The organism is Nitrospirota bacterium (genome assembly GCA_020846775.1).
Classification (GTDB): Bacteria; Nitrospirota; 9FT-COMBO-42-15; order HDB-SIOI813; family HDB-SIOI813; genus RBG-16-43-11.
In genome coordinates this window covers 45,427-67,878 of the sequence record JADLDG010000022.1, presented here as the reverse complement: position 1 = coordinate 67,878, position 22,452 = coordinate 45,427, and the positions used below count along the sequence as shown (strand labels likewise).

At 43.0% G+C, this 22,452-nt stretch carries 24 protein-coding genes and 1 tRNA gene; 11 read left to right on the top strand and 14 right to left on the bottom strand.

Annotation, left to right across the window (positions count from 1 at the left end):
• Positions 1-13 precede the first annotated feature (13 nt).
• The 7 genes from IT392_02570 to IT392_02540 all read right to left on the bottom strand — a co-directional run bounded on the left by IT392_02570 (position 14) and on the right by IT392_02540 (position 7,470).
• Positions 14-1,537, bottom strand: a complete 1,524-nt coding sequence (locus IT392_02570; GenBank protein MCC6543369.1) for a UDP-N-acetylmuramoyl-L-alanyl-D-glutamate--2,6-diaminopimelate ligase — start codon at positions 1,535-1,537, stop codon at positions 14-16.
• A gap of 21 nt (positions 1,538-1,558) precedes the next feature.
• On the bottom strand, positions 1,559-3,325 hold the full coding sequence (locus tag IT392_02565) for a penicillin-binding protein 2 (protein MCC6543368.1): 1,767 nt from the start codon (positions 3,323-3,325) through the stop codon (positions 1,559-1,561).
• A gap of 8 nt (positions 3,326-3,333) precedes the next feature.
• On the bottom strand, positions 3,334-3,687 hold the full coding sequence (locus IT392_02560) for a cell division protein FtsL (GenBank protein ID MCC6543367.1): 354 nt from the start codon (positions 3,685-3,687) through the stop codon (positions 3,334-3,336).
• 29 nt (positions 3,688-3,716) lie between these two features.
• The gene (gene rsmH, locus IT392_02555; protein MCC6543366.1) at positions 3,717-4,646 is read right to left on the bottom strand and encodes a 16S rRNA (cytosine(1402)-N(4))-methyltransferase RsmH; all 930 of its coding nucleotides are present in this window, start codon (positions 4,644-4,646) and stop codon (positions 3,717-3,719) included.
• 4 nt (positions 4,647-4,650) lie between these two features.
• On the bottom strand, positions 4,651-5,094 hold the full coding sequence (gene mraZ, locus IT392_02550; GenBank protein ID MCC6543365.1) for a division/cell wall cluster transcriptional repressor MraZ: 444 nt from the start codon (positions 5,092-5,094) through the stop codon (positions 4,651-4,653).
• Positions 5,095-5,318: 224 nt separating this feature from the next.
• Positions 5,319-6,176 (bottom strand): tRNA pseudouridine(38-40) synthase TruA, encoded by an 858-nt coding sequence (truA, locus tag IT392_02545; GenBank protein MCC6543364.1) that lies wholly within the window; start codon positions 6,174-6,176, stop codon positions 5,319-5,321.
• Between the two features lie 103 nt (positions 6,177-6,279).
• Positions 6,280-7,470: an N-acetylmuramoyl-L-alanine amidase gene (locus IT392_02540; protein MCC6543363.1), complete on the bottom strand. Its 1,191-nt coding sequence runs from the start codon at positions 7,468-7,470 to the stop codon at positions 6,280-6,282.
• Between the two features lie 159 nt (positions 7,471-7,629).
• Between IT392_02540 and IT392_02535 the strand changes: the two genes are divergently transcribed.
• The 4 genes from IT392_02535 to IT392_02520 all read left to right on the top strand — a co-directional run bounded on the left by IT392_02535 (position 7,630) and on the right by IT392_02520 (position 10,480).
• The gene (locus tag IT392_02535; GenBank protein MCC6543362.1) at positions 7,630-8,778 is read left to right on the top strand and encodes a response regulator; all 1,149 of its coding nucleotides are present in this window, start codon (positions 7,630-7,632) and stop codon (positions 8,776-8,778) included.
• On the top strand, positions 8,735-9,364 hold the full coding sequence (locus tag IT392_02530; GenBank protein ID MCC6543361.1) for a response regulator transcription factor: 630 nt from the start codon (positions 8,735-8,737) through the stop codon (positions 9,362-9,364). The genes IT392_02535 and IT392_02530 overlap by 44 nt, the downstream gene beginning before the upstream one ends.
• 163 nt (positions 9,365-9,527) lie before the next feature.
• Positions 9,528-10,019, top strand: a complete 492-nt coding sequence (locus IT392_02525; GenBank protein MCC6543360.1) for a hemerythrin domain-containing protein — start codon at positions 9,528-9,530, stop codon at positions 10,017-10,019.
• A gap of 20 nt (positions 10,020-10,039) precedes the next feature.
• Positions 10,040-10,480, top strand: a complete 441-nt coding sequence (locus tag IT392_02520) for a DsrE/DsrF/DrsH-like family protein (protein ID MCC6543359.1) — start codon at positions 10,040-10,042, stop codon at positions 10,478-10,480.
• A 119-nt stretch (positions 10,481-10,599) separates the two neighbouring features.
• Here the strand turns inward: IT392_02520 and IT392_02515 are convergent, their stop codons facing one another.
• Positions 10,600-11,370 (bottom strand): carbonic anhydrase family protein, encoded by a 771-nt coding sequence (locus IT392_02515; GenBank protein ID MCC6543358.1) that lies wholly within the window; start codon positions 11,368-11,370, stop codon positions 10,600-10,602.
• A gap of 128 nt (positions 11,371-11,498) precedes the next feature.
• The gene (locus IT392_02510; GenBank protein ID MCC6543357.1) at positions 11,499-11,999 is read right to left on the bottom strand and encodes a ferritin family protein; all 501 of its coding nucleotides are present in this window, start codon (positions 11,997-11,999) and stop codon (positions 11,499-11,501) included.
• A 281-nt stretch (positions 12,000-12,280) separates the two neighbouring features.
• Between IT392_02510 and IT392_02505 the strand changes: the two genes are divergently transcribed.
• Positions 12,281-12,631: an acyl-CoA thioesterase gene (locus IT392_02505; GenBank protein MCC6543356.1), complete on the top strand. Its 351-nt coding sequence runs from the start codon at positions 12,281-12,283 to the stop codon at positions 12,629-12,631.
• Between the two features lie 228 nt (positions 12,632-12,859).
• On the opposite strand, the gene IT392_02500 is transcribed toward IT392_02505, so the two are convergent.
• From IT392_02500 to IT392_02490, 3 genes are all read right to left on the bottom strand, one after another.
• Entirely contained in the window at positions 12,860-13,312 is a 453-nt protein-coding gene (locus IT392_02500; protein ID MCC6543355.1) for an SRPBCC family protein, read from the bottom strand.
• A 40-nt stretch (positions 13,313-13,352) separates the two neighbouring features.
• Positions 13,353-14,132, bottom strand: coding sequence for a HesA/MoeB/ThiF family protein (locus IT392_02495; GenBank protein ID MCC6543354.1), 780 nt, complete (start codon positions 14,130-14,132; stop codon positions 13,353-13,355).
• Positions 14,133-14,245: 113 nt separating this feature from the next.
• Positions 14,246-14,320 (bottom strand) — tRNA-Val (locus IT392_02490).
• Between the two features lie 331 nt (positions 14,321-14,651).
• On the opposite strand from IT392_02490, the gene IT392_02485 reads away from it, so the two are divergent.
• Together IT392_02485 and IT392_02480 are read left to right on the top strand one after the other, a co-directional pair.
• Positions 14,652-14,912 carry a hypothetical protein gene (locus tag IT392_02485; protein MCC6543353.1) on the top strand — a complete coding sequence of 87 codons (261 nt, stop codon included), beginning with the start codon at positions 14,652-14,654 and terminating at the stop codon, positions 14,910-14,912.
• A gap of 193 nt (positions 14,913-15,105) precedes the next feature.
• Positions 15,106-15,624: a winged helix-turn-helix domain-containing protein gene (locus IT392_02480; GenBank protein ID MCC6543352.1), complete on the top strand. Its 519-nt coding sequence runs from the start codon at positions 15,106-15,108 to the stop codon at positions 15,622-15,624.
• Between the two features lie 226 nt (positions 15,625-15,850).
• On the opposite strand, the gene lpxC is transcribed toward IT392_02480, so the two are convergent.
• Entirely contained in the window at positions 15,851-16,717 is an 867-nt protein-coding gene (gene lpxC, locus IT392_02475; protein ID MCC6543351.1) for a UDP-3-O-[3-hydroxymyristoyl] N-acetylglucosamine deacetylase, read from the bottom strand.
• A 201-nt stretch (positions 16,718-16,918) separates the two neighbouring features.
• Here lpxC and IT392_02470 point away from each other — a divergent pair, with 201 nt between their 5' ends.
• The 4 genes from IT392_02470 (at position 16,919) to IT392_02455 (ending at position 20,752) form a co-directional block, all read left to right on the top strand.
• Positions 16,919-17,554, top strand: a complete 636-nt coding sequence (locus IT392_02470; GenBank protein ID MCC6543350.1) for a radical SAM protein — start codon at positions 16,919-16,921, stop codon at positions 17,552-17,554.
• Positions 17,538-18,389, top strand: coding sequence for a squalene synthase HpnC (hpnC, locus tag IT392_02465; GenBank protein MCC6543349.1), 852 nt, complete (start codon positions 17,538-17,540; stop codon positions 18,387-18,389). Before IT392_02470 ends, hpnC begins: the two co-directional genes overlap by 17 nt.
• A 3-nt stretch (positions 18,390-18,392) precedes the next feature.
• Positions 18,393-19,244 (top strand): presqualene diphosphate synthase HpnD, encoded by an 852-nt coding sequence (gene hpnD / locus IT392_02460; protein ID MCC6543348.1) that lies wholly within the window; start codon positions 18,393-18,395, stop codon positions 19,242-19,244.
• A gap of 152 nt (positions 19,245-19,396) precedes the next feature.
• Positions 19,397-20,752, top strand: coding sequence for an FAD-dependent oxidoreductase (locus IT392_02455; protein ID MCC6543347.1), 1,356 nt, complete (start codon positions 19,397-19,399; stop codon positions 20,750-20,752).
• 10 nt (positions 20,753-20,762) lie between these two features.
• Here IT392_02455 and IT392_02450 read toward each other — a convergent pair whose 3' ends face one another.
• Positions 20,763-22,382: an FAD-dependent thymidylate synthase gene (locus IT392_02450; GenBank protein ID MCC6543346.1), complete on the bottom strand. Its 1,620-nt coding sequence runs from the start codon at positions 22,380-22,382 to the stop codon at positions 20,763-20,765.
• Positions 22,383-22,452 lie beyond the last annotated feature (70 nt).

Sequence of the window (22,452 nt, the reverse complement as noted above, 5' to 3'; positions counted from 1 at the left end):
CCTGTTTCTTTTCTCATTGCTTCTTCAACTCATTGCTGAACCTGCCTGAACTCATCCTTATTGATACAGCCTTCATTGCTTCCTCCCTGTCATCAAAGTGAAGCCTTTGCCTCCCGATAATCTGATAATCTTCGTGCCCCTTTCCTGCTATTAATACAATATCATCCTGTTCTGCTAATCTGACAGCTTCTATTATCGCGCTCTTTCTGTCTGGTATAGTCACATATCCGGCAGCGCTGGCAGAGCCTTTTTCTATGGATGCAAGTATTCCAGATTCTACCTCCCTGATAATCCGATCAGGCTGTTCGGATCTGGGGTTATCTGATGTTACAATTACAAAATCACTCAATTCGACTGCAGTACTGCCCATCAGGGGCCTTTTCCCCCTGTCCCTGTCTCCGCCGCAGCCGAAGACTGTAATGATCCTCTTTGGAGAAAACTGTCTGGCTGCCTCGATCAATAATCTCAGGGCATTTTCTGTGTGTGCATAATCAACGACGATGCTGAATCCAAGACCGCTGTCTATTCTTTCAAACCGGCCCGGAACTGAAGTGACAGACGATATACCTGAAGCAATCTTTTCCAGGGGAATATTATTGGAGAGTGCAGCGCCTGCAGCAGCCAGTATATTATAGACGTTGTGTATACCAACCATGTTTGATTTGATATGAATATTTCCAGTCGGGGTAGTCAAATCAAATTCTATCCCATCTATTGTGAGTGATACATTTTCCCCGCGGATATCTGCTATGCTGTCAAGACCGTAAGAATATTTACGGCATTTGCTTGTTTCAAGAAGACGACTTCCGTATGGGTCGTCTGAGTTTATTACAGCCGTGTGGTGTAATGACAGACCTGAGAAAAGCATGGACTTTGCCTTATAATAGTCTTCCATGTCAGTATGAAAATCAAGGTGGTCCTGAGTCAGATTTGTAAAGACAGCAGTGCTGAAAAAGGTCCCGGATACCCTGCTAAGTGCAAGCGAATGGGATGAGACCTCCGTTACTGCAAAAGTACATCCATTGTCTGCCATTTCCCTCAGCAAAGACTGAAAATCAACTGCCTCCGGGGTAGTATGCTCCGCTTCAGAAATCTTGTTGCCGTCAGACCAGAAGATAGTGCCTAACAGTCCGACTTTATTTCCGGCATTTTCAAGAATAGACCTGATCAGATATGAAGTTGTGGTCTTACCGTTTGTCCCTGTGATACCGATTACACTGAGTTCGCTTGACGGGTTTCTGTAATAATTCACTGCTGCCCTGGCAACAGCTTTTCTCGTGTCTTTTGTAATTATAATCGGGATACCGGCAGGAGGGACTATACCTGTTGGTTCCCGTTCTGCAAGAACGGCCGCAGCACCTTTTTCGAGGGCGCTTTTAATGAATAGATGCCCATCTGTTGTCAGGCCCTTAATTGCGACAAAGAGTGTGCCGTGCATAACATTGCGGGAGTCATAGGTTAAACCACTTATCTCACAATTCAGGTCTCCCAAGGTCCTTTGCAGTTCAATGTCTTTTAGTATCTCAGATAGTTTCATTAATCCTTAATTAATGTGTGTTTAATCAGGGGTATTATTCGCCATTATAGTTATTTTCTGTTGTTCCACCGGTTCCACATGCATATAGCGAAGTGTCTGTTGAGCAACACTATGGAAGACCGGAGCTGCTACACTGCCTCCCCATGAAACGCCCTTAGGTTCATCTACCACTATCAGTATCACTAATTCCGGCGAATCTGCCGGTACAAATCCGATAAACGAACTGATGAACTTGTTACTGGAGTATCTGCCGGTCGCAGGGTCCACCTTCTGTGCAGTACCTGTCTTTCCTGCGACGGAAAAACCATCTACAGCAGCAAGTTTTCCTGTTCCCTCATTGCTGACTACCCATTTAAGAATTTCCGTCATCTTCTTGCTGGTGTTCTCGGATATAACCCGTCTCACAATCTCAGGATGTATTTTATTTTCATTTCCCTTAAGGTCAATAATATCAGATACAATATGCGGTCTTACAAGCAGTCCTCCATTGGCAATGGCAGACATGGCAGAGGCAAGCTGTATAGGGGTTATTCCGACTTCCTGCCCTATAGCAATAGTTGCAAGTGATCGTCCCGACCAGGTTTCCGGGGGTCTTACTATACCTCTGACTTCCCCAGGCAGGTCTATACCGCTTTTATCACCAAATCCAAATGCCCGTATATACTCATGAAGCCGTTTATCCCCCAGCTTTATACCAATTTTGGCAGAACCTATGTTGCTTGAGTGGGAAATTACCTCCCTGAATGTCATAGGTTTACCCTTGGGGTGAGGATCATGTATCACAGCCGTACCAATATTCATGCTGCCACTCCCATCATGCACAATTTCATTCGGTGAGTAGAGCTTTTCTTCAAGTGCGGCGGACGCGGTTACGATTTTAAAGGTAGATCCCGGTTCATATACGTCAGTGATAGCCCTGTTGCGCCATCCTCCGGCCCCGAATTTGTCAGGTGTGTTAGGATTAAATTTCGGACTTACAGCCATAGCAAGAATTGCTCCGGTATAAGGTTCCATTACTATTCCCACACCTCCCGCGGCGTTATGTCCCTCAACTGCGGCCTCAAGTTCCTTCTCTGTTATATACTGGATTACCTCGTCTATGGTTAGTACAAGATCATTTCCTTTTAATGTATCCATGTGTGTGCTGGTAAGAACAGCCTTGCCACGAGCATCCCTGTCAAGCACAAGGGCGCCCTTTTCCCCGTTAAGGGATTCTTCATAATACTTTTCTATGCCTTCAAGGCCGTGACTGTCTGTATTTGTGAATCCAATAATATGGCCTGACAACTGCTTTTTGGGATAGAACCTTTTCCTTTCCGGGGCCAGACCGATTCCCTTAAGGTTCAATGCCTCAACTTTTTCTGCTATGTCTGGTGAGAGCCTTCTTTTAATCCAGGTAAAATGTTTTTTACTGTCTAATTTGTCCTTTATGGCAGCAGTATCAAAGTCAACTATATATGATAGCTTTTTTATCACTAATGAAGGGTCGCCAATAGAGGAAGGGATGCCGTAAAGTGATGACATGTCCAGATTTACAGCAAGCTCTCTCCTGTTCCGGTCATAAATATTACCCCTCTCACCTTCTATATCTATCAAACGTCGGTGTTGTCTTTCCGCCTTCATTGCAAGCGCTTCTCCCTGCAATAGCTGAAGCCATGCAAGTTTTATTATAACAGCAATGAAGCCCGCCGTCATGAGTACAAAGATTATATTTAACCTTCGCCATTTAATTCTGTTAAACCTCTCTCGTTTTGTAAGAGACTCTTTGCCCTTATCAAGTAAGTTCATTATTTATTCTATTGGTTAATCTGTTTTACCAATTTAGCCTGTGAATTGACCTGAGCAACCTCAACGTTTAACCCGGCGTATGTATTAGTGTTGCCTGTTTTGTCGTAATCCTTCACAATTACTATCTGGCTGTTGTCAGGATTTTTCATCCCTATGAACGAAGTGGCTAATCTTTCTATCCGTTCTGTTGATATTAAAGTGGCCCTCTCTATCAGAAGGCTCTTATGGATCTGCTCCAGGTTCTTTTGTTCTTTCTTAAGACCTTCTATTTCGTAACCCAATTTCATAACATAGGTACGTTGTACAACATAACCCAACATAACCACAAAAAGGACCGGAAGGATTTTTAAACCTAAGCGCACTTTGTACCCCCTATTCTTGAATTAATCTGTTATAGTTTCTCAGCTGCTCGTAGCCTGGCGCTTCCGGATCGCGGGTTGTTGATAATCTCGGTTGAAGAAGGCCTGATGGGTTTTCTTGTCAGTACATTTATCTCTTTTTTAAATCCGCAAATACAATATGGGATTCTGGGCGGGCATATGCACCCGTTTTCCATACTGCGGAACGTATGCTTTACAATTCTGTCCTCTAAGGAATGAAATGAAATAACACAGATGCGGCTTCCTCTTTTAAGATGCATTATTGCGTCCTTTAAGGCTTTATCTATATGATCCAGTTCTCTATTAACGGCAATCCTGAGCGCCTGAAACGTCTTAGTAGCGGGGTGGATTCGGTCGGGTCTGTAAGAATGCGGTATTGCAGAACCTACAATCTCAGCCAGCCGACCGGTTGTTGTAATTGCACCCATATTTCTTTCCCTTATGATTGCAGACACGATTTTTTTTGCCCATCTTTCCTCCCCATACTCCTTAAGGATTTTTACCAGTTCTGCAGAACCAAGGTTGTTTACAAGATCTGCGGCAGTTGTTTCTTTCCTCATATCCATTCGCATATCGAGAGGACTATCCAGCCTGAAGCTGAATCCTCGTTCCTGTGAATCTATCTGCATAGAGGAGAGTCCAAGATCAAATAAAAATCCATCTGCTTCACGTATGTTCATATCATCAAGTATAGAGCCAATATAGGAGTAGTCTTCCCGGATGAAGGTCACCCTGTCTCCGAATCCCTTAAGGTTTTCTCTTGCAGTTTCTAAGGCCGTACTATCCCAGTCAATCCCTATAACCCTATTTTCAGGAGATGATTCCAGGATACCAGCGGTGTGTCCACCGGCGCCAACGGTGCAGTCAATATAAATCCCGGGACGATCGCATCGTAGTTCCTTCAAAACTTCCTCCAGCAAGACTGGAATATGTTGTTTCACTTACTCATATGCCCAGTTCAGCCATCTTCCTGGCAATATCCCTTGGATCATAGGCAGCCATTGCATTATCCCAGATCTGCGGGTTCCAGAACTCAATCTTATTGTTTTCAACACCTGCCACAAGGACATCTTTTTCCAGGCTTGCATATTCTCTGAGTCTTGGCGGAATGAGTATCCTTCCCTGTTTGTCAATAGTGCAATCTTCAGCCTCTGAGAACATAAGGCGCCGGAAAGCCTTCACCTCATCTGCAAGTGATGATGCCTTCTGGATTTTTAAGGTCAGATCTTCCCATCCATCGGGGGTATATGCTGAAATACACTTGTCAACAAGGTCTTTAATCAGGATCAGCTGACCTCCATGACTATGGAGGACTTTATCCCTGAACTTTGAGGGAATACTCAGGCGACCTTTTGAATCTATAGTATGATGGTATCTTCCACGAAACATGCTGGTCGTGGTCTCCTTTGCCAATGCTTGCCGAATTGAACCATTACATCCCACTTTGTCCCACTGATGGAGAAAGTATATACTATGAGAATTTATTGTCAAGAAAAAAATGAGAAAAATTAATAGGTTAGAAGAAATTTACCGAAGTCGAAAATCATACATTATATTGTGGTTTAGATGGAAAAGCGTCCTATATGTTGATTCTGTAGCGAATCGTTTTCTTACTAATACTTCACCTCATACAAATACAAACCCTGCGGAGGGGCTATAGGGCCTGCATAACGCCGGTCTCTTTTTTCCAGGATGCTTTTTATATCAAAAGGAGTAAATTTCCCCCTGCCAACTTCAGATAGTGTTCCTACGATGTTCCTGACCATGTGCTGGAGAAATGATCTGGCTTCAAAGGTGAGGATGAGTATGTTAGCTGGCTGCAGGCTCAGAGAGGATGATAAGGATGATCTCACCATCCCCCCTTTAGAAAAGGGGGCTAAGAAGTGAATTGATTCGGGATTTTCGAGTGACACCTCATCAATTTCAAGCCTGTTCAGGGTTTTTACCGGTGATGTAGCGCTGCAATCAGCTGCACGGAAAGAGGAAAAATCGTGATGACCAAGCAGATATTGTGATGCTTCTCTCATTAACGGGATATTGAGACGGTATTTGTTGTGCCACACATAATTTCTGTAAAATGGGGATGGGTAACCGGAATTACATATGAAATATCTGTATACTTTGCTCTTTGCATCATACCTTGCATTAAACTCTTCATTGACATAATCTGCATTCCTTACGACTATATCTGATGGAAGAAAAGAGTTTAAGGCCTTAATCCAGGATGATTCATTAATTTTCAGGGCTGTTTTAAAATGTATAACTTGTCCTGTTGCATGGACTCCGGCGTCGGTCCTGCCTGCAGCAACAATCTTCGCAGGGTGCTTTGTGATGCGGGCAAGGACGTCTTCGATAGTTCCCTGAATGGTCTTATGTAGATCACCCGTTTCACGGTTCAGGGATGACTGCCTTTGCCATCCATGATAGTTTGTCCCATCGTATTCTATAATCATCCTGATGTTGAATATCATGGTTGAATAATACTTTCTGCCCTCCCGCAGCCGGGGGACAGTAGTGATATAAACCGTGCAGTGAGTGCAGGGTTCAGGAGAATGCGATATTGAAGCAGTATTGTCACTGTAAAGAAGAGTAGTTTGCCTCTTTCGGCTGGGCAAGAAGTGGAGTAGCCTGAATGTATTTCCTGATACCCTTCAGAATAGCCTCAGCAATCTCCTGCCTGTGGTCAGCATCAGCCAATAACTTTTCTTCTTCAGGATTGCTGATAAAGGATATCTCGGCAAGTATACTTGGCATCCTTGCATTTACCAGCACATAAAATGGCGCCTGCTTTACACCAAGGTCCGTTACTTTGTAACGTGTCTCCATGTGACCGATCATATTTTCCTGAACATAGTGAGCAAGCCTCAAAGACTCTTCTTTCTTAGCGGTATTCAAAAGATCAGTCAAAATCAATTGAAGTGTGTTCAATGATTTCTCAGTTGCATTGTTCTCACGCTCGGCTGTGGCCATAGCATCCCTGTCAGTTGCCCTGCCAAGCAGGTATGTCTCAACTCCCTTAGCGCCTGCCCTCCTGCTTGAATTGGCATGAACAGACACAAAGAAATCAGCCCCCCTCGTATTGGCGATGGCAGTCCTTTCTTCAAGTGGGATAAAGACATCCGTGTCCCTTGTCATTATCACATTGACACCGAGCTTTTCTTTTACAAGCTTCCTTAACCGGAGGGCTACATCAAGCACTATGTCTTTTTCTTTAAGGCCGCTCCTGCCTATGGCGCCGGGGTCTTTACCTCCATGACCGGCGTCTATTACGATCGTCTGGCCGGGTATGATGATATTATTATTATCATCTTTTTCCATTCTTTGTTTATGTTCCATTGCGGGTGGCGCTGTGTCTCTTAAAACATCTATTACCAGCCTGTCCGGTGATGAAAGAGGCAGAATCTTATACCCGGCCCTCGCATTAAGTTCAATAACCACGCGCGCAGTTTCTTTATCAAACTGTCCTGCCCGTACCTGAGTTACAACTCCGTCGCTTATCTGAATCGGATTAATACCATTGCCCATAATTGTATTGTGGAGATCAATAAAAAGCCTGTCAGGATTTGGAAGATACTTTTCCCTGAAAGTTACAGGACTATTTAAATCAATCACTATCCTGGTATAGTTCGGATCCTTCCAATAACGAATACTATTTAAGACAGATTGAGGAGTCTCATCATGAGCAGGTCTCGCAACTGTTGCAAAGAGAAGCAACATAGAGATTAATAATAGAGGGTAAACTACTGTATTCCTTATCGTGACCATATTCTACCATATTTAATTACCTCAAAAACATATGTCTTGTCAATGCCATGATTTTCTTCCGCCCCCGCATCAGCTTCCTGATCAATTGATAATGCAGTACTTATATGCTATCCTGCTGTATATTTTACAAAATCGGCTTGCCACCGGAAATATGAAGGTATGGACCCAGTAGAAAATAAACCCATCAGTCTGTTATATATTGAAGACGACCCTGGTTATGTCAGGCTGATCACGGAAATGTTGAAAGAATACAGCAGGGCCATATTTGAACCAACTCATGTAACAAAGCTTTCAGACGCCTTGGAGATTCTCAAGAACGGGCTATTTGATGTTATATTGCTGGATCTCAATCTTTCTGATAGCTGGGGATTCGAGACTTTTGAAAGAGTACGTGAAATATCACCTTCGACCCCGATAGTTGTTCTGACCGGGCTAAATGACAAGGATATTGGGATTATGGCGGTGCAAAAAGGCGCTCAGGACTATCTGGGCAAGGGGGAGGTTGAAGGAAATCTCCTTGCCCGCACAATACATTTTGCCCTCGAGCGCAAGCGCATAGAGATAGAAAGGTCAAATGCCATTGAAGAGCTTGAGAAATCACATCAGAAATTTCGTAATCTTTCCGCTCATCTCCAGGATTTGAGGGAGGCAGAGAGGAAATATATTGCTGCCGAACTTCATGACGAATTAGGTGGTCTATTTACCGCAGTAAAAATGGAATCATCCCTGATTACATCCAATAGTTGTGTTAACCCTGAGAAGGTTCAAAGGGCAGGGGAGTCATTAGTGAAGCTGGCTGATACTGGTATAGAGACAGTACGCCGTATATCAACAGAGCTGAGACCTGACATCCTGGATCATCTTGGCCTCATTTCAGCTATTAAATGGTATATGAGTGAATTTCAGAAAAGGGCAAAGATCAGGTGTAAGTGTTTAATAAGTTGCGAAGATATTAACATGAATAAAAATCGGGCAACTGCTGTTTTCCGTATCCTGCAGGAGGCAGTGACTAACGTTGCACGACATTCAGGCGCTACCAAGGTTACTGTTGAACTGAAGGTAGATGAAGACACTTTGATAATGAAGATAGAAGATAACGGAAAGGGTATCAATGTTGAAAAAATAAATAATCCCTTTTCCTTTGGACTCCTCGGTATGCAGGAACGGACACTTTACTTAGGAGGGAAACTAATTATAAGCGGGATACCAGATAAAGGGACGAAGGTATTGGCAACAATTCCTGTGTCAGTAAAGGGACATGAATATGATTCGGATAATAATAGTAGACGACCATCCGATATTCCGTGAGGGATTGAAAAAAATTGTCTCCGAATCTCACGATATTGCAATTGAAGATGAGGTCAGTACTGGCAGGGAGTTGTTAGACAGGATTAAGGAAAATAGTTACGATATTATTATACTGGACATTTCACTTCCTGACATGAGCGGACTTGAGGTCCTGGGGATGCTGCAGAATGAAAAAAAACGTCCTCCTGTATTGATTATCAGCATGCATCCTGAGGAACTATATGCTGTACGTGCATTAAAGACGGGTGCCTCCGGCTATTTGACTAAAGGGAGTATTCCTGATGAATTATTAACGGCCATCAGAAGGGTGTCAGTAGGCAGAAAATATATCAGTTCAGCCCTTGCGGAAAAACTGGCAGCAGATCTTAATAAAAGTGATGAGCAGCCGGCTCACGACAAACTATCGGACAGGGAGTATCAGGTTATGGTCATGTTAGCGTCCGGAAAATCAACTGGTGAAATTGCAAGACAACTCTCACTAAGCCTTCCCACTATCAGTACTTACCGCACACGTATCCTGCATAAAATTAATCTTAAAAACAATGCAGAGCTGATTCATTATGCCATCAGGAATAACCTTGTGTGAATGGGAGATGCAAGATCGAACATGCAGCATCTTCCGTTACCCAAAATTGGTTAGATAACATACACAGCGCTTCATTTTTAAATAAAAGTGTTGACCCAAAAAAACATACTCTGTTATGATGAATTCATCAATAAAACTATATTAACCAAGGAGGAGAGTAATTATGGCTACTAAATTAGATCCTATAACTGAATTCAGAGAGGACCACAGGAAGGTAAGAGACGGATTGCTTGATATTATTAAAGCGCTTCAAACAAAGGATGTTGTAAAGGCGCGTGAGATATTAGGCAACTTGAATGTTCTCATAGGACCTCATTTCAGATACGAGGAGGAAACACTATATCCAGCCATGCGTACCTTGTTAGGGGAATATGTTGACCAGCTTGTGTCAGAGCACGATGGTGTTATTGGGACAGCCCGCGCCTGTCTGGCGTTATTGCAAAAAGATACGCTTACAGATTCTGAGGCAAAAGATGCGGCCAATGCAGCAAGGACCCTACTGGTTCATGTCTCCAATTGTGACGGACTTGCAATACTTTCCGAAAGACTGACTAAATCCGAGCTTGATGACTTGGGAGATAAATATGCTGCTGCAAGGACCAAGGGTGTTTCCCTGCTTGACTGGGCCGCAACTATAAGGACAAAACGCGCATAGATGAAATCCACCTCTCTTTAATGGAGAGGGAAAGGGTAGTGGTATTTTCTATGGACAATAGAGGATTTGCAATAATATTTCACAGTGGAGCATTTGACCGTTTATACCACGGTCTTTCCCTTGCATTAACTGCGGCCGCCCTGGGCAGGGAATCAAGATGCTTTATTACCTACTGGGCCCTGGAATATTTTAGAAAAAAGGATAGGGTTGAATTCAATCTTGACAGTGAGGGTGAGACTCATAAAGATATTCTTGAAGACAATATCAGAAAAGGCCACATACATAAGATATCAGGACTGATCACAGAGGCCAGTGCAATGGGGGTGAAGCTTTATTCATGTACAAGTTCAATGGGGCTTCTTAACATCTCAAGGGATGAACTCATTGATGAGGTTGACATGAGCATGGGAATGACGACATTCATGACTGAGGCCATAAATGACCAGATATTATTTATATGATGAGGAAAAGTAAAATAAATCTGTCCCCTTTCCTTCCTTTACTTCAAAAAACAATGCCCCCGGACGTCATTAAGATCCCCGGGGGCAATTAAACTGACAAAGTTCTTCCGGACTGGACGCTACATCGTATTTATCTTGCGCTCGTTAAGTGGCTGGATCGGTCTGTTGTTGACGTTAATAAGCTTTTTAAACGCCTTTATCTGCGCCGCCGACATCTGTATAGGTTCCTTCAGGACGAGCCATGTCACACTCTCGGTACACGGAGGTGTGGTAAGAGAGCCGGGATAGGTATAGTATGCAAGGGATTCTGGCAGGAGCGTGGAAGCGTCTATGGATGCCCCCTTTACCTCTTTCTTCTCATCCGCCTTCTTTGGCATATTGGCCCATATCTGTTTGAAGGCGTTGTTCTCCTTGCCTTCTTCTATTAACACCCCGATGACTGCCAGGTCGCCATTGTCGTTCTTGTGAACGAGGTGGAGTTCCATACCGTAAGACTTGCCGTCTACCGTGTGCTCGCTGGGGTCGTGGAAGTGGAACTGGAGGAGTTTATACTCGGAGGCGTCAAGGACAATGCTGCTGCCTTCCTCGTAGTTGACCTGTATGGTGTGTCCGTTATTGAGTATGTTGAGCTTCGAGGGCTTGTATTTTATGTCTATATTCGGCAGGCTTGACGTCTCTGCGCCAGTGATGTTTACCGGCGACTGCCTCTTGCCTTCAGCGCAGGCTTCGCCGAATTCTCCCCAGTGGGCCGGGCCATGGTCACCTTCATAAGACCAGTGCGGAGCCGCATGAGAAGCCGCGTGATCAGCGGCAGCCCCATATCCGCCGATCCCAATGACTGCCGACATAATACCCGTTACTATCAACCTCTTAAACAGATTACGCTTCATAAAATTCTCCTTTCTCTATTTGGACTTCGTTTATTTACCGCCTAAGTATCTGCTTTTCAGCGGATAAGGTAGCAGGACGGGATTTTGCTGTCAACAAATATTTAGATTCAAACTACTATTGGACAGTATCAGTCCATAGTGAACTCCGGGAAACCCAGCCAGAAGCCGCTGCCCTTGATACCGTCTATTTCAGCTTCCAGTATCTTGTAATGAGCGTCTTCCATTTCGGCGAGCCTAAGGTACATTTTTTTAGCCGCTGCGTCTGTCATCAGCCCGGCCTGTTTCAGGTAATATTCATTGGCCGCCTGTTCCTCGCTGAGTGCCGTAGATAGAGCTTCGAGGTCGCCTATTCCGGATTCCCGACTTGTATTTTTTCTGGTTTCCTTCAGTTTAGGTATTAATAATTCAATTTCCGATTTAGAGATTTCAGCTCTATCCCAATTGCCCCGGCTCGAAAGGCTTGCCAGCTGTTTCTCGAGTATAGACATATGGTCCCACTCATCTAGTGCTAATATGATGAACATGTTCTTCCCAGCTACATTATTTGTCGCCCTCGCGTATTCCATATATTTTTTCATTGCTTCTTTTTCAACCATGATTGCCTTCTTTAATGCGTTTTCAACTTCCATATTATTTCCTCCTATTCAGTTTGCTTTACTGTTATGATCCGAATGCTTGTTATTTTCTGGAATTATGTCATTCATGAATATCTCTTTAATGCGTCAGAGTATCAGGTAGGGATTTATGTGTCAATCGAGAATTGACCTTACAAATGGGATTGGATAGAATATCCTGCCGGGGCAGCATAAGAAATGTATGCGGGTATTGCAGTGCCGTATAGCAAACCTGCGGCAAGTAAACAAAAAGGGCAAGACCTTTAATAACACAGCCAGGGGAAAGGTACGTAACCATGATAAACCACAAGCTTGTATTACCTGAGCACCTTAATCACTACGGTTTCCTGTTCGGCGGTTACCTGTTACAGTGGGTTGATGAATACGGCTACATCACAGCTAATCTGGATTTTCCCGGTCACAGGTTCGTGACCATTGGACTCGATAAAGTCGTATTCAGGAAGAACATCCGCCTGGGGTCGGTCTTAAAATTTGATATTAACCGTACTCGAAAAGGCAACACTTCAGTGACTTACTATGTCAAAGTTTACTGCGACTACATCGAATCTGGAGAGGAGGAGCTCGTATTCGATACGAACATAACATTTGTCAACGTAGACGAGGACGGAACCAAGAAAGCGATTTAGGAAAAGTCTGTCCCGGTTTTAATACTGGGGGCAAAAAAACGGGCTTCAAATGGAGATTCTGAAGAGTTTCAATAAGGACCATCTGATGGCGCTGTTTCTTGAGATTACATAGAATCAATGCGGGGGTTGTTGTTGCGCATTGGCGAATAGTGTCCATGGGTTGTCCTTCAATATTAATCCTGGTGGAGCAGAGCGTGATAAATTGGACATAGACCAATCAGCATACGGCTATGCGCCATCCGGAATTTCCGGTTCCACCAAATGTGCCAGCTGCGACAAGGATTCCTGCCATCCAAGGTAGCAATACTCGACTGGAATTGCTGCCGGGAGCCCTTCCTGAACTATCGTCAGCTCTGTTCCGCAGGCGACCTTCTTTAGCGATATCGTGACATGCATCAGTCCGGGCATGTTGGGGTCATCAAACTGGTCGGTGTATCTGATATGCTCATGCGGAGTAAGTTCGGCATACTTGCCGCTGAAAGATTGGCTCTTGCCTGTACTGAAGTTCGTGAATGACATTCGATAGCCGCCACCGGGGCGCGCTTCCATGTGATGAACCTTAGCGGTGAAGCCATGCGGGGGAAGCCACTTAGACATCGCGTCAGGATCGAGAAATGCCCTGTAGACACGTTCGGGCGGCGCGCCAAGCACGCGGTGAAGACGGACAGTGTTGGTTGAGATGCCGGACATGGTCAGGTCCTCCTGTGAGTTTGGGAGAAGATTACCCTGCATTTGTTGTGTAAAGGAGTGAACACTCGTCACAATTCTCTCTTCTATTTATCTTAATAATGTCAAAAGACATGCTTTCTCCATCGAATATCAGCAGCCCTCCGGTTAATGGGGTACCTATTCCAAGAATAAGTTTGAACGCCTCCATAGCCTGAAGGGTTGCAAACATAGCCGGAGTTGTACCAAGTACAGGAAATATCTTTTGTTCGACAGGAGGTGTTGGGAATATACATTTTAAACAGGGACCCTTGCCAGGCGCTATCGTAGTCAGTTGTCCCGCAAGTCCATAAATCCCAGCGTGGACAAAAGGAATCTGGTAATGTACACAGGCCTTGTTAATAAGGTACCTGATGCGGAAATTATCCATTGCATCAATTACAACGTCTGCCCCTTTTATCATGTCATATATATTTTCTTCGTTAATTTCGGCTACAACACTCTCAACAAGTATATCTGAATTCATCTGTTCTATTTTTTCTTTCGCAGAGATGGCCTTGTATTTACCGTTACCTTTTATGTCCTCCTCCCAATGTAATACCTGACGATTCAAATTAGTCAGTTCCGGTTTTTGCATGTCAATAATTGTTAGATATCCGATGCCGCCCACAGCAAGGTATATTGAAGCAGGACATCCCAGCCCACCGGCCCCCAATACTACTACTTTAGAGTTTTTAAGCCTTTTCTGTCCTTCAGCGCCCCATCCATTGATCATCATTTGCCGGTTATATCTGTCCAGATCATATTGCGTCAATTCTTTTTGATTATTAATCATGACCCCCTTCACGCGTAAATTTGTTAGAGATAGAATATACAACGATTATCAAGAAATTAACACAATATAGAAGAATGCTGATGTGTAACGGGATCGTAACCAATTGATTTCATTGGTGGGCGATACAGGTATCGAACCTGTGACCTCTTCCGTGTGAAGGAAGCGCTCTACCACTGAGCCAATCGCCCTCAATTTTGCCGTATTATTAACATAACTTGTCTGACCGGTCAAGAGATTTATCAATAGCACTACCAATATATACCCTTCCCTTGAAGGAGACGGTCTTTACAAAATATTATAATCATAACTTATGCTGATTAAGCAGGAGTATGTTGACGGCTATCGTCATGAAATTGGCTATAAATTATTGAAACTTAAATCGTATCGTAAAAACACTTCTCGTAACTAATTGATAACATAAAGAAATAAAAATTATGCTCAAGTATTCTATCTGGTATGCCGTTTGTATATATATTTAACCAAAACACAAGCCCATTAATATAGTAAAAGGAGAATATTATGAAAGAACCTCTCAGCAATGTATCAAGGCAGATCAAAAACCTGATAGACAAAAACGGCAGTATTACCCTTTTTGAATTAGAACAAAACCTGGATACTTCATACAACCTTATATTCCTTGCAATTGACTACATGGTTTCAAGGAACGAGATATCTCTTAGAAGATGCGGAAAGGATTATTTTATATCCAATGCTATAACGGAAAAGAAACTCCCAGTAGTTGATACATATGTAAATGAGTTTCTTTGCCAGGATGTATAATATTTCTTATCTTCCATATAGTTAAGCTACCCCGCATGCAATGCAATCCAGAAAATATTTCTATGACTTCAATAGCTATATTCATTCAACAATACAGATATTCATACAAATCTCTATGTATCTATACAAGCAAGATTCCTTGTATTAAATATTTCTTGACAAATCTTCTTTATAGCGTGTATAGTATGATTGTATGCTTAAAGATGGAAGTTTGATTGAAGAATTAGAAGATATCCTTGGTGGTCTCGAACAGCGAATAATGATGTATCGCAACAGGCTGATAGAGTTGCAGAAAAAACGTGACCGTCTGGATGATGAGATTAAAACCGGAAAAAGATACTTGGAATTAGCAGAAACACTTTATAAGGTAGAAAGAAATAAGTCCCGCGCATCACAGCAGGCCCAGCCGGAAGACAGTGAAAAAAATTCATCAAAACAGTCTGAAGAGACGAAAGACCTGTTATTAAACCAATTCAAATTTTCTGGCCTCAGCATACCCCAGGCCACATATATCCTATTGAAGGAAGAAGGAAGGGCCCTTCATGCAAAGGAAATATACCTGCGCCTACTCGAAGGCGGGGTAAAAATAAGGAGTAAAACACCGATAACGTCTGTGTCAATATCTTTAAACAGGGATAAGAGGTTTCTGAGAGTTTCTCCTAACACGTATAGCCTCTCAGGAGAAGAGACACAGGGTCACGAAAGGAGGTGATATTCATTGGCAACAGCAAAGAAAAAGGCTCCGGCTAAAAAGAAGGCAGCAGCAAAAAAGCCGGCAGCAAAGAAACCAGCAGCAAAGAAACCAGCAGCAAAGAAAACGGCAAGCAAAAAGAAATAATATTTTTGTTCAATTATATCAATAAATGGGGGCTTTAAACATATTTAAAGCCCCCCATCTTTTTCTAATTATTTTGCTATGAAGATTTATTATAATATAGTCAATTAACGTCAACTTCCCGGTGTCCTACCTCAATCCATTTCTCATTGCTGGCAAGTATGGCAGCGGCAAGTCGTGTATTTAGTGTATGGCCGGTACGGCAGGCGGTCACATGTCCGATAAATGACCTTGAAAGAAGGGATAAATCACCAATAAGATCAAGTATCTTGTGGCGTATAAACTCATCTTTAAATCTCAAACCCTCTTTATTTAATATGTCATGCTCACCAAGAATGATAGCGTTCTCAAGTGATCCTCCCTTACCCAGCCCTTTTTTCTTAAGGGTCAGGAGATCCCTTTGAAAGGCAAAGGTACGGGCTGGCGCTATTTCACTTATAAAACCATCTATGGAAGGATGATATAAAAACTCCTGTTTCCTGAGTAACGGGTGATCAAAATCCATCAGGTACGTAATGACAGGGAAAGGTGACGGTTCTATTTTTATATACCCGTTTCCACTTATTATCTCAATAGTATCAAGAATCCTGATGTGGGTCCTGATCTTGTCCTGTTGAACTATACCGCTATTTAGAATAAGTTCTACTAATGGGGATGAACTCCCATCCATAATTGGAACTTCAGGGGCATTTAACTCTACAAGCATATTATCAATGTTAAGACCTGCTGCAGCAGCCAGGAGGTGTTCTACTGTCCCTACGTTATAACCATTTATGCCGAGGGTAGATGAGGACTCAGTTGAAACTACCTTGTCAGCCGTTGCTTCAATCCGCACATTTTTATCACTCCTGATAAATATGATTCCTGTATCAGGCGGGGCAGGATGCAATCTCATGCATACTTTAACACCCGAATGCAATCCTATTCCATTACATTCAACACTATTTTTGATGGTCCTTTGGTAACGCATGATTAACTGTATTAGAGCAAAATTTATGCCACTTGGTACCAACACAGATATATCAATGTAATCAAATGGTTATGGTATTCAAGTGACATCCTGATGGTGTATTATATTTGCAATGTCAACCTTACAGGTGTGTCGTTATTACATCACCTCATTATTTTTATTACCTTGACTTGAAATACTATTATCTGATACAAACGCCTTATGAAGGTATGTGAGATATTTAAAAGTATTCAGGGCGAAACGTCATACGCTGGTATCCAGGTTTTGTTTGTCAGGACTACAGGCTGCAATCTCAGGTGCAGGTGGTGTGACACAACCTATGCGTACAATGAGGGAGAAGACTATTCTATTGACGAGATAGTACGAATCCTTGACAAATATGATTGCAGAAATGTTGTCATCACAGGCGGCGAACCACTATTGCAGGAAGAGGCGCCCCTACTGGCAGAAAATCTCGTAAAAAATGGTTATAAAGTCTTTGTTGAGACAAACGGGAGTATGGATGTGTCTCAACTACATCCGGATGTAATAAAGATATTAGACATTAAGTGTCCGGGAAGCGGCATGGCCGACAATATTATGTGGGATAACCTGAATTTTATCTCCTCCAATGATGAGATAAAGTTCATTGTTGCAGATAATAATGACTATGTTTGGGCAAAATCTGTTATTGACTCATGCCGTCTTACAGATATATGCAATGTACTGATATCACCTGTCTTCAGTAGTCTTGACCCTAAGCAGCTTGCAGCGTGGATAATTAATGACAATCTGGGGGTCCGTCTGCAATTGCAACTGCACAAATATATTTGGGGGCCGGATGTCAGAGGCGTCTAATGCATTCAATTACTGCAGTAAGGTAGCCTTAGAACATTATGAAAACTTTCCCGTGGGTTCATGGCTTATACCAAGGAATAAAAGGAAATATGTGCACGCAATTTATGCCTTTGCCAGAACTGCTGATGATTTTGCCGATGAAGCCGGATACGGAGATGATGAGCGCGAATTACTCCTGGCTGACTGGGAAAAGAGGCTTGATGAATGCGTAACCGGTAATCCTAATCATCCCGTGTTTATTTCTATTAAAGAGGCTATAGAAAGATTCCATATCCCGGACTCCTTGCTTAGAGACCTTATTACTGCCTTCAAGATGGACACCGTTAATAAGCGGTACCTGTCAATGTCAGATGTCCTTAATTACTGCCGCTATTCTGCTAATCCCGTGGGGCGGATTATCCTCTCACTTTTTGAATACAGAGATCCTGAATTGCACAGGTTGTCTGACTTCATATGCACTGCCCTCCAGCTTACTAATTTCTGGCAGGATATCGCGATAGATCTTAAGAAAGACAGGGTATATATTCCATTGGAAGATATGAAGAGGTTTGGCTATACGGTTAATGAGCTTAAATCTCACACATTAAACGATTCATTCAGAGCTCTTTTATCCAGTGAAATAGAATTTACAAGAGATCTTTTCAATATGGGCCGCCCTCTCTGTACCAGTGTCAGAAAAGGTCTTTCTATCGAATTGCAGTCTATCTGGTCAGGCGGTATGAAAATACTTGAGAAAATAGAGCACAATGGATATGACATCTTTACAAAGAGACCGGTGATAACAACGTTTGATAAAATAAATATATTATTACGTGCTCTGACTACAGGACACTAAGCTTTGCAAAATAATCAAATAAAATCAGGAGTAGGCTACAGGATTACAAAAGAGAGCAACTCGAATTTCTATTACTCTTTCTTTTTCCTCCCTTCTGAGAAAAGAAGGGCGCTCTACTCAATATACGCATTGTGCCGCTGTCTGGATGATGTTGCAGATAATTCAGGCAGCAGGCCAGAGGCATCAGAGTCTCTTAAGAGGTGGACGGCAGAGATAATCAATCTTTATAACGGAATACCCTCTCACCCGGTAACTGTTGAACTTAAGACATATATTGACAAATACGGTATCCCGCAAAAATATTTTCTTGAACTCATCAAGGGGGTGGAAATGGACCTTGCAATTAACAGATACAATACATTTGAGGAATTGCATAAGTATTGCTACAGGGTGGCATCCATTGTCGGACTGATCTGTGCGGAGGTCTTTGGGTATAAGAATGCAGAGACTATGGGTTATGCCGTTGACCTTGGCATAGCAATGCAGCTTACCAATATACTCAGGGATATTAAGTCTGACGCTGAGAGGGGACGTATTTATCTCCCGACTGAGGACCTTGAAAAATTTCATTACACTGAAACAGAACTCCTCTCCTCTAAATATAATAAGGCATTTGCGGAGCTGATGAAGTTTGAAACACAACGTGCCCGGGATTTGTACATACGGGCAGAGAAGACACTGCCCCGGGAGGACAGAAAGGCGATGGTTGCCGGAGAAATTATGCGCGCCATATACAGCCGGATACTCGATAAGATTGAGGCTTCCAACTATAATGTTTATGACAATCCACCGAAACTTTCAAAGCTGCAAAAGATTTATATTGCCATCAGCACATGGATCAATATCAGGTTATAGTCAAGCGGCATGATAATCCAATGTTTCATCCCGCCACCCCGTCATCATGATTTTACTTCAGGTTCTCAAAAGTTGCAGGTTCTGGAGATTCCGAAACATGTCCGGGATACCAGTCAGGGTGCTTAAGGATAGGGTTAAACGGGTATTATAAAGTGAAAAGTGTAATCATCATAGGCGGCGGTTTCGCCGGTCTTTCTGCCGCGGCAGAACTCTCGTCTGCCGGATACAGTGTAACCCTTATAGAGCAAAGAAGATTCCTCGGCGGCAGGGCATACTCTTTCTTTGACAAAAATACAGGTCTCGAACTTGATAATGGTCAGCATATCCTTATGGGTTGTTATGAACAGACCTTCAGGTTCTTTGAAAAGATCGGGGCTTCAGATAATCTATTCTTTCAAAAAAATCTTTCTGTTGATTTCCTGGATACAAACGGAAGCACATATAGATTGGATTGTCTGCCTTTGCCAGCCCCTTTTCATATCCTGTCAGGAATCCTGAGATTCAAGGCCATAAGCATTGCACAAAGGTTTCAGATGCTGAAGATGGCAAAGGGGCTGTTGTTCGGCAACGCAACTGATTCATCACATGATTTAACAATTACTGAATGGCTTAAACAGCTCGGACAGGGGGAAAAGGCCCGTGAGACACTGTGGGATATTATTACCCTTGCAACCATGAATGAACATCCTGATAAGTCATCTGCATCCATCTTCAGGAATATCATGAACAAGGCATTTTTCTCACACCGCAGCTATTCCAGGATCGTATTACCAGCAGCGCCTCTAAGCAGAATTTACCCTGAGGCATCAGAAGATTATATTAGAAACAATGGCGGCACTATAGAAAAAGGGTTTGCAGTATCAGGACTGCTGACTAACAAAAATTCAGTATCTGGTGTTAAATTAACTGATGGACGTGTCTTCAGAGGAGACTACTATATCAGTTCAGTTCCATATGACTCTCTTCAAAGGCTGTTTGCAGGGACTGTCTTTTCGGGGATTGAATTCAATTATGTTCTCGAAACCATTGGCAGTCTGGAGCTAAAACCATCTCCGATAATCTCTATACATCTATTATTAAATAAGCCCGTGACAGGATACAACTTTGCAGCCCTGCTTAACTCACCTGTTCAATGGGTTTTCAATAAAGAAGATATATTCGGGGACGCTGCTTACAGGGGTCTATTGTCAACAGTAATCAGCGGCGCACATGAGTATATTGATTGGCCTTCAGAAAAATTGGTGGAAATGGCGGTAAGAGAACTTAAAAAGGTAATGCCTGTTATCAGCGCTTCCAGACTTTTACGCAGCAAGGTTATAAAAGAACGGCAGGCTACATTTTCTCCCCGGCCGGGTATTGATAAACTCAGACCGTCACAAAAGACCGCAATAAATAACCTCTTTCTTGCAGGAGACTGGACAGACACAGGTCTGCCGGCGACAATAGAGGGTGCCGTCCTGAGCGGACACAGATGCGCAGGGATGATTATCCAATCATCGTCCCGGTAGGCAATCTTCTTCAGATCATCCTTCTGTAATTACTCAATCTAAGCCTCCAGACTTTGACGCCGCAGAAGCGTTCTCCTTCCGGGCATATGGGCCGGACATCAGCCATATCTCTCGATGTGCACGGTGGGAGAAGGTATTTGCCAATTACAGGATTTATTATTTTTATCTGTTCTACCTCATCCAGCGAGGCACGCCAGATCTCTTCCTGGGCATTGTAGCAAAGCCTCATGGCATACTTATGTCTGAGGTTGAGCAGGTCTCCTGTTTCAGTAAAACGCACAGCGACCGAATTTGGCAGGAGGTACATGGCAAATTCATCACTTACACCAAGCGCCTTAAGCCTGTTGATGGCTCCCCATGTCTGATTCATCGTCTCCTGATACTCACTTTCAATTTTTTTGTCCTGCCTTATAAGCTCAGGAGTAATATAGTCCGGCACATCTGTTATTTGTCTTTGAAGACATGGACGTGAGGCTGGTGTAGTCCTGTGACGCTGATCCTGCGAGTCTGCAGTATGACTTATCTTTTTTCTGAACGTATATGACACGTGTGACAGCGTCCTGGACAGTTTGGACATAGAAGTAAGATTCAGTGTCTCACCAAAAAGATGATTCTGCGAAGGGTCTGATACAAGTTTGATTGCCTTTTTATCGCTGAGCTTTGATGAAGGGAGTCCAAGCACCTCACGTACAGATTGTGCAAGCACAGCCTCATTATTCAGTTTATAATCTATCAAATGCGATGTCCGGCCGTCCAAGCTTGTATCGAATTCCATTAAAAATTCTTTAGATAGTTTTAATGATTGATTTGGTTTTATGGATTGGATGAACTGGTATTCAGGCATGTCATCACTGTCAAGAGGTTCTTCGAGGATAGTCTTAAAAAGCGGTTCAAAAGCGAGAACCTCTGCTATCATCTTTTCCACTACAAGCTGCTGTTCAACAGGAACGTCAAACATCCTGCATAGACGGTTGTATCTGAACAGGGTTAGAGCGTTTACTGTGTGATAGAGATATGTAAACGCAGCAACAGGAATGACATACCTTGCAACCTCCTGCGCCTTCTTTACAACCTCCTTCTCAAGCCTTTTGACAGAGCTATACATAGGTAGTTCCAACTGCATCAACTTTGCCCGGCTATGACTTCCCTTCAGGTTTTTTTTATATTTCTCATATGCCCTGAAGCGTCCCAGGTACTCTGCCTTAACTATGGGATAAAGCCTTTCAATAAGTCTCCTGTATGCATCCATCTGAAGAGATATGGTTTTTTCGTATACGGCTAATGCCTCACCCTTTAAAGGCGGAATAAGAAAGTTTCCAGGCCTGATAGATACATAACGCTGGCTTACCTGTTCGCTATTATAGAATGGATGACTATGCAGGAAAGACCATACAAACTGGCGCGAGACATTTGATATTGCAAACTGAAAATGTGCATGTTGGAGAGTGGTGTGGTGGCCCGCCTTATAAATACTCTTTGCAAGTTTTCTGTAATCTTCAGTTATGTTGTCATCGTAGATTATTCCTTTGCCTGAGTAACATGTCTGGGCTGTGGCTACCAGGTTCCTGAAAGGATTGGAAAAGGCCTTCTCTAATTTTATGATAGGTTCCGCAGAAAGGAAGCGATTCATTTCAGTTGTACTCGTTCATGCGAAAATCCAGTTTCAAATTCCCCCATCCCCCTTTTTCTAAAGTGGGGGA

Excerpts from the sequence above, each read along its gene's own strand:
- IT392_02570 (MCC6543369.1), bottom strand. The coding sequence starts at position 1,537 with ATGAAACTATCTGAGATACTAAAAGACATTGAACTGCAAAGGACCTTG.
- IT392_02565 (MCC6543368.1), bottom strand. The coding sequence starts at position 3,325 with ATGAACTTACTTGATAAGGGCAAAGAGTCTCTTACAAAACGAGAGAGG.
- mraZ (MCC6543365.1), bottom strand. The coding sequence starts at position 5,094 with ATGTTTCGTGGAAGATACCATCATACTATAGATTCAAAAGGTCGCCTG.
- truA (MCC6543364.1), bottom strand. The coding sequence starts at position 6,176 with ATGATATTCAACATCAGGATGATTATAGAATACGATGGGACAAACTAT.
- IT392_02540 (MCC6543363.1), bottom strand. The coding sequence starts at position 7,470 with ATGGTCACGATAAGGAATACAGTAGTTTACCCTCTATTATTAATCTCT.
- IT392_02535 (MCC6543362.1), top strand. The coding sequence starts at position 7,630 with ATGGACCCAGTAGAAAATAAACCCATCAGTCTGTTATATATTGAAGAC.
- IT392_02530 (MCC6543361.1), top strand. The coding sequence starts at position 8,735 with ATGATTCGGATAATAATAGTAGACGACCATCCGATATTCCGTGAGGGA.
- IT392_02525 (MCC6543360.1), top strand. The coding sequence starts at position 9,528 with ATGGCTACTAAATTAGATCCTATAACTGAATTCAGAGAGGACCACAGG.
- IT392_02520 (MCC6543359.1), top strand. The coding sequence starts at position 10,040 with ATGGAGAGGGAAAGGGTAGTGGTATTTTCTATGGACAATAGAGGATTT.
- IT392_02515 (MCC6543358.1), bottom strand. The coding sequence starts at position 11,370 with ATGAAGCGTAATCTGTTTAAGAGGTTGATAGTAACGGGTATTATGTCG.
- IT392_02510 (MCC6543357.1), bottom strand. The coding sequence starts at position 11,999 with ATGGAAGTTGAAAACGCATTAAAGAAGGCAATCATGGTTGAAAAAGAA.
- IT392_02505 (MCC6543356.1), top strand. The coding sequence starts at position 12,281 with ATGATAAACCACAAGCTTGTATTACCTGAGCACCTTAATCACTACGGT.
- IT392_02495 (MCC6543354.1), bottom strand. The coding sequence starts at position 14,132 with ATGATTAATAATCAAAAAGAATTGACGCAATATGATCTGGACAGATAT.
- IT392_02485 (MCC6543353.1), top strand. The coding sequence starts at position 14,652 with ATGAAAGAACCTCTCAGCAATGTATCAAGGCAGATCAAAAACCTGATA.
- IT392_02480 (MCC6543352.1), top strand. The coding sequence starts at position 15,106 with ATGCTTAAAGATGGAAGTTTGATTGAAGAATTAGAAGATATCCTTGGT.
- lpxC (MCC6543351.1), bottom strand. The coding sequence starts at position 16,717 with ATGCGTTACCAAAGGACCATCAAAAATAGTGTTGAATGTAATGGAATA.
- IT392_02470 (MCC6543350.1), top strand. The coding sequence starts at position 16,919 with ATGAAGGTATGTGAGATATTTAAAAGTATTCAGGGCGAAACGTCATAC.
- hpnC (MCC6543349.1), top strand. The coding sequence starts at position 17,538 with ATGTCAGAGGCGTCTAATGCATTCAATTACTGCAGTAAGGTAGCCTTA.
- IT392_02450 (MCC6543346.1), bottom strand. The coding sequence starts at position 22,382 with ATGAATCGCTTCCTTTCTGCGGAACCTATCATAAAATTAGAGAAGGCC.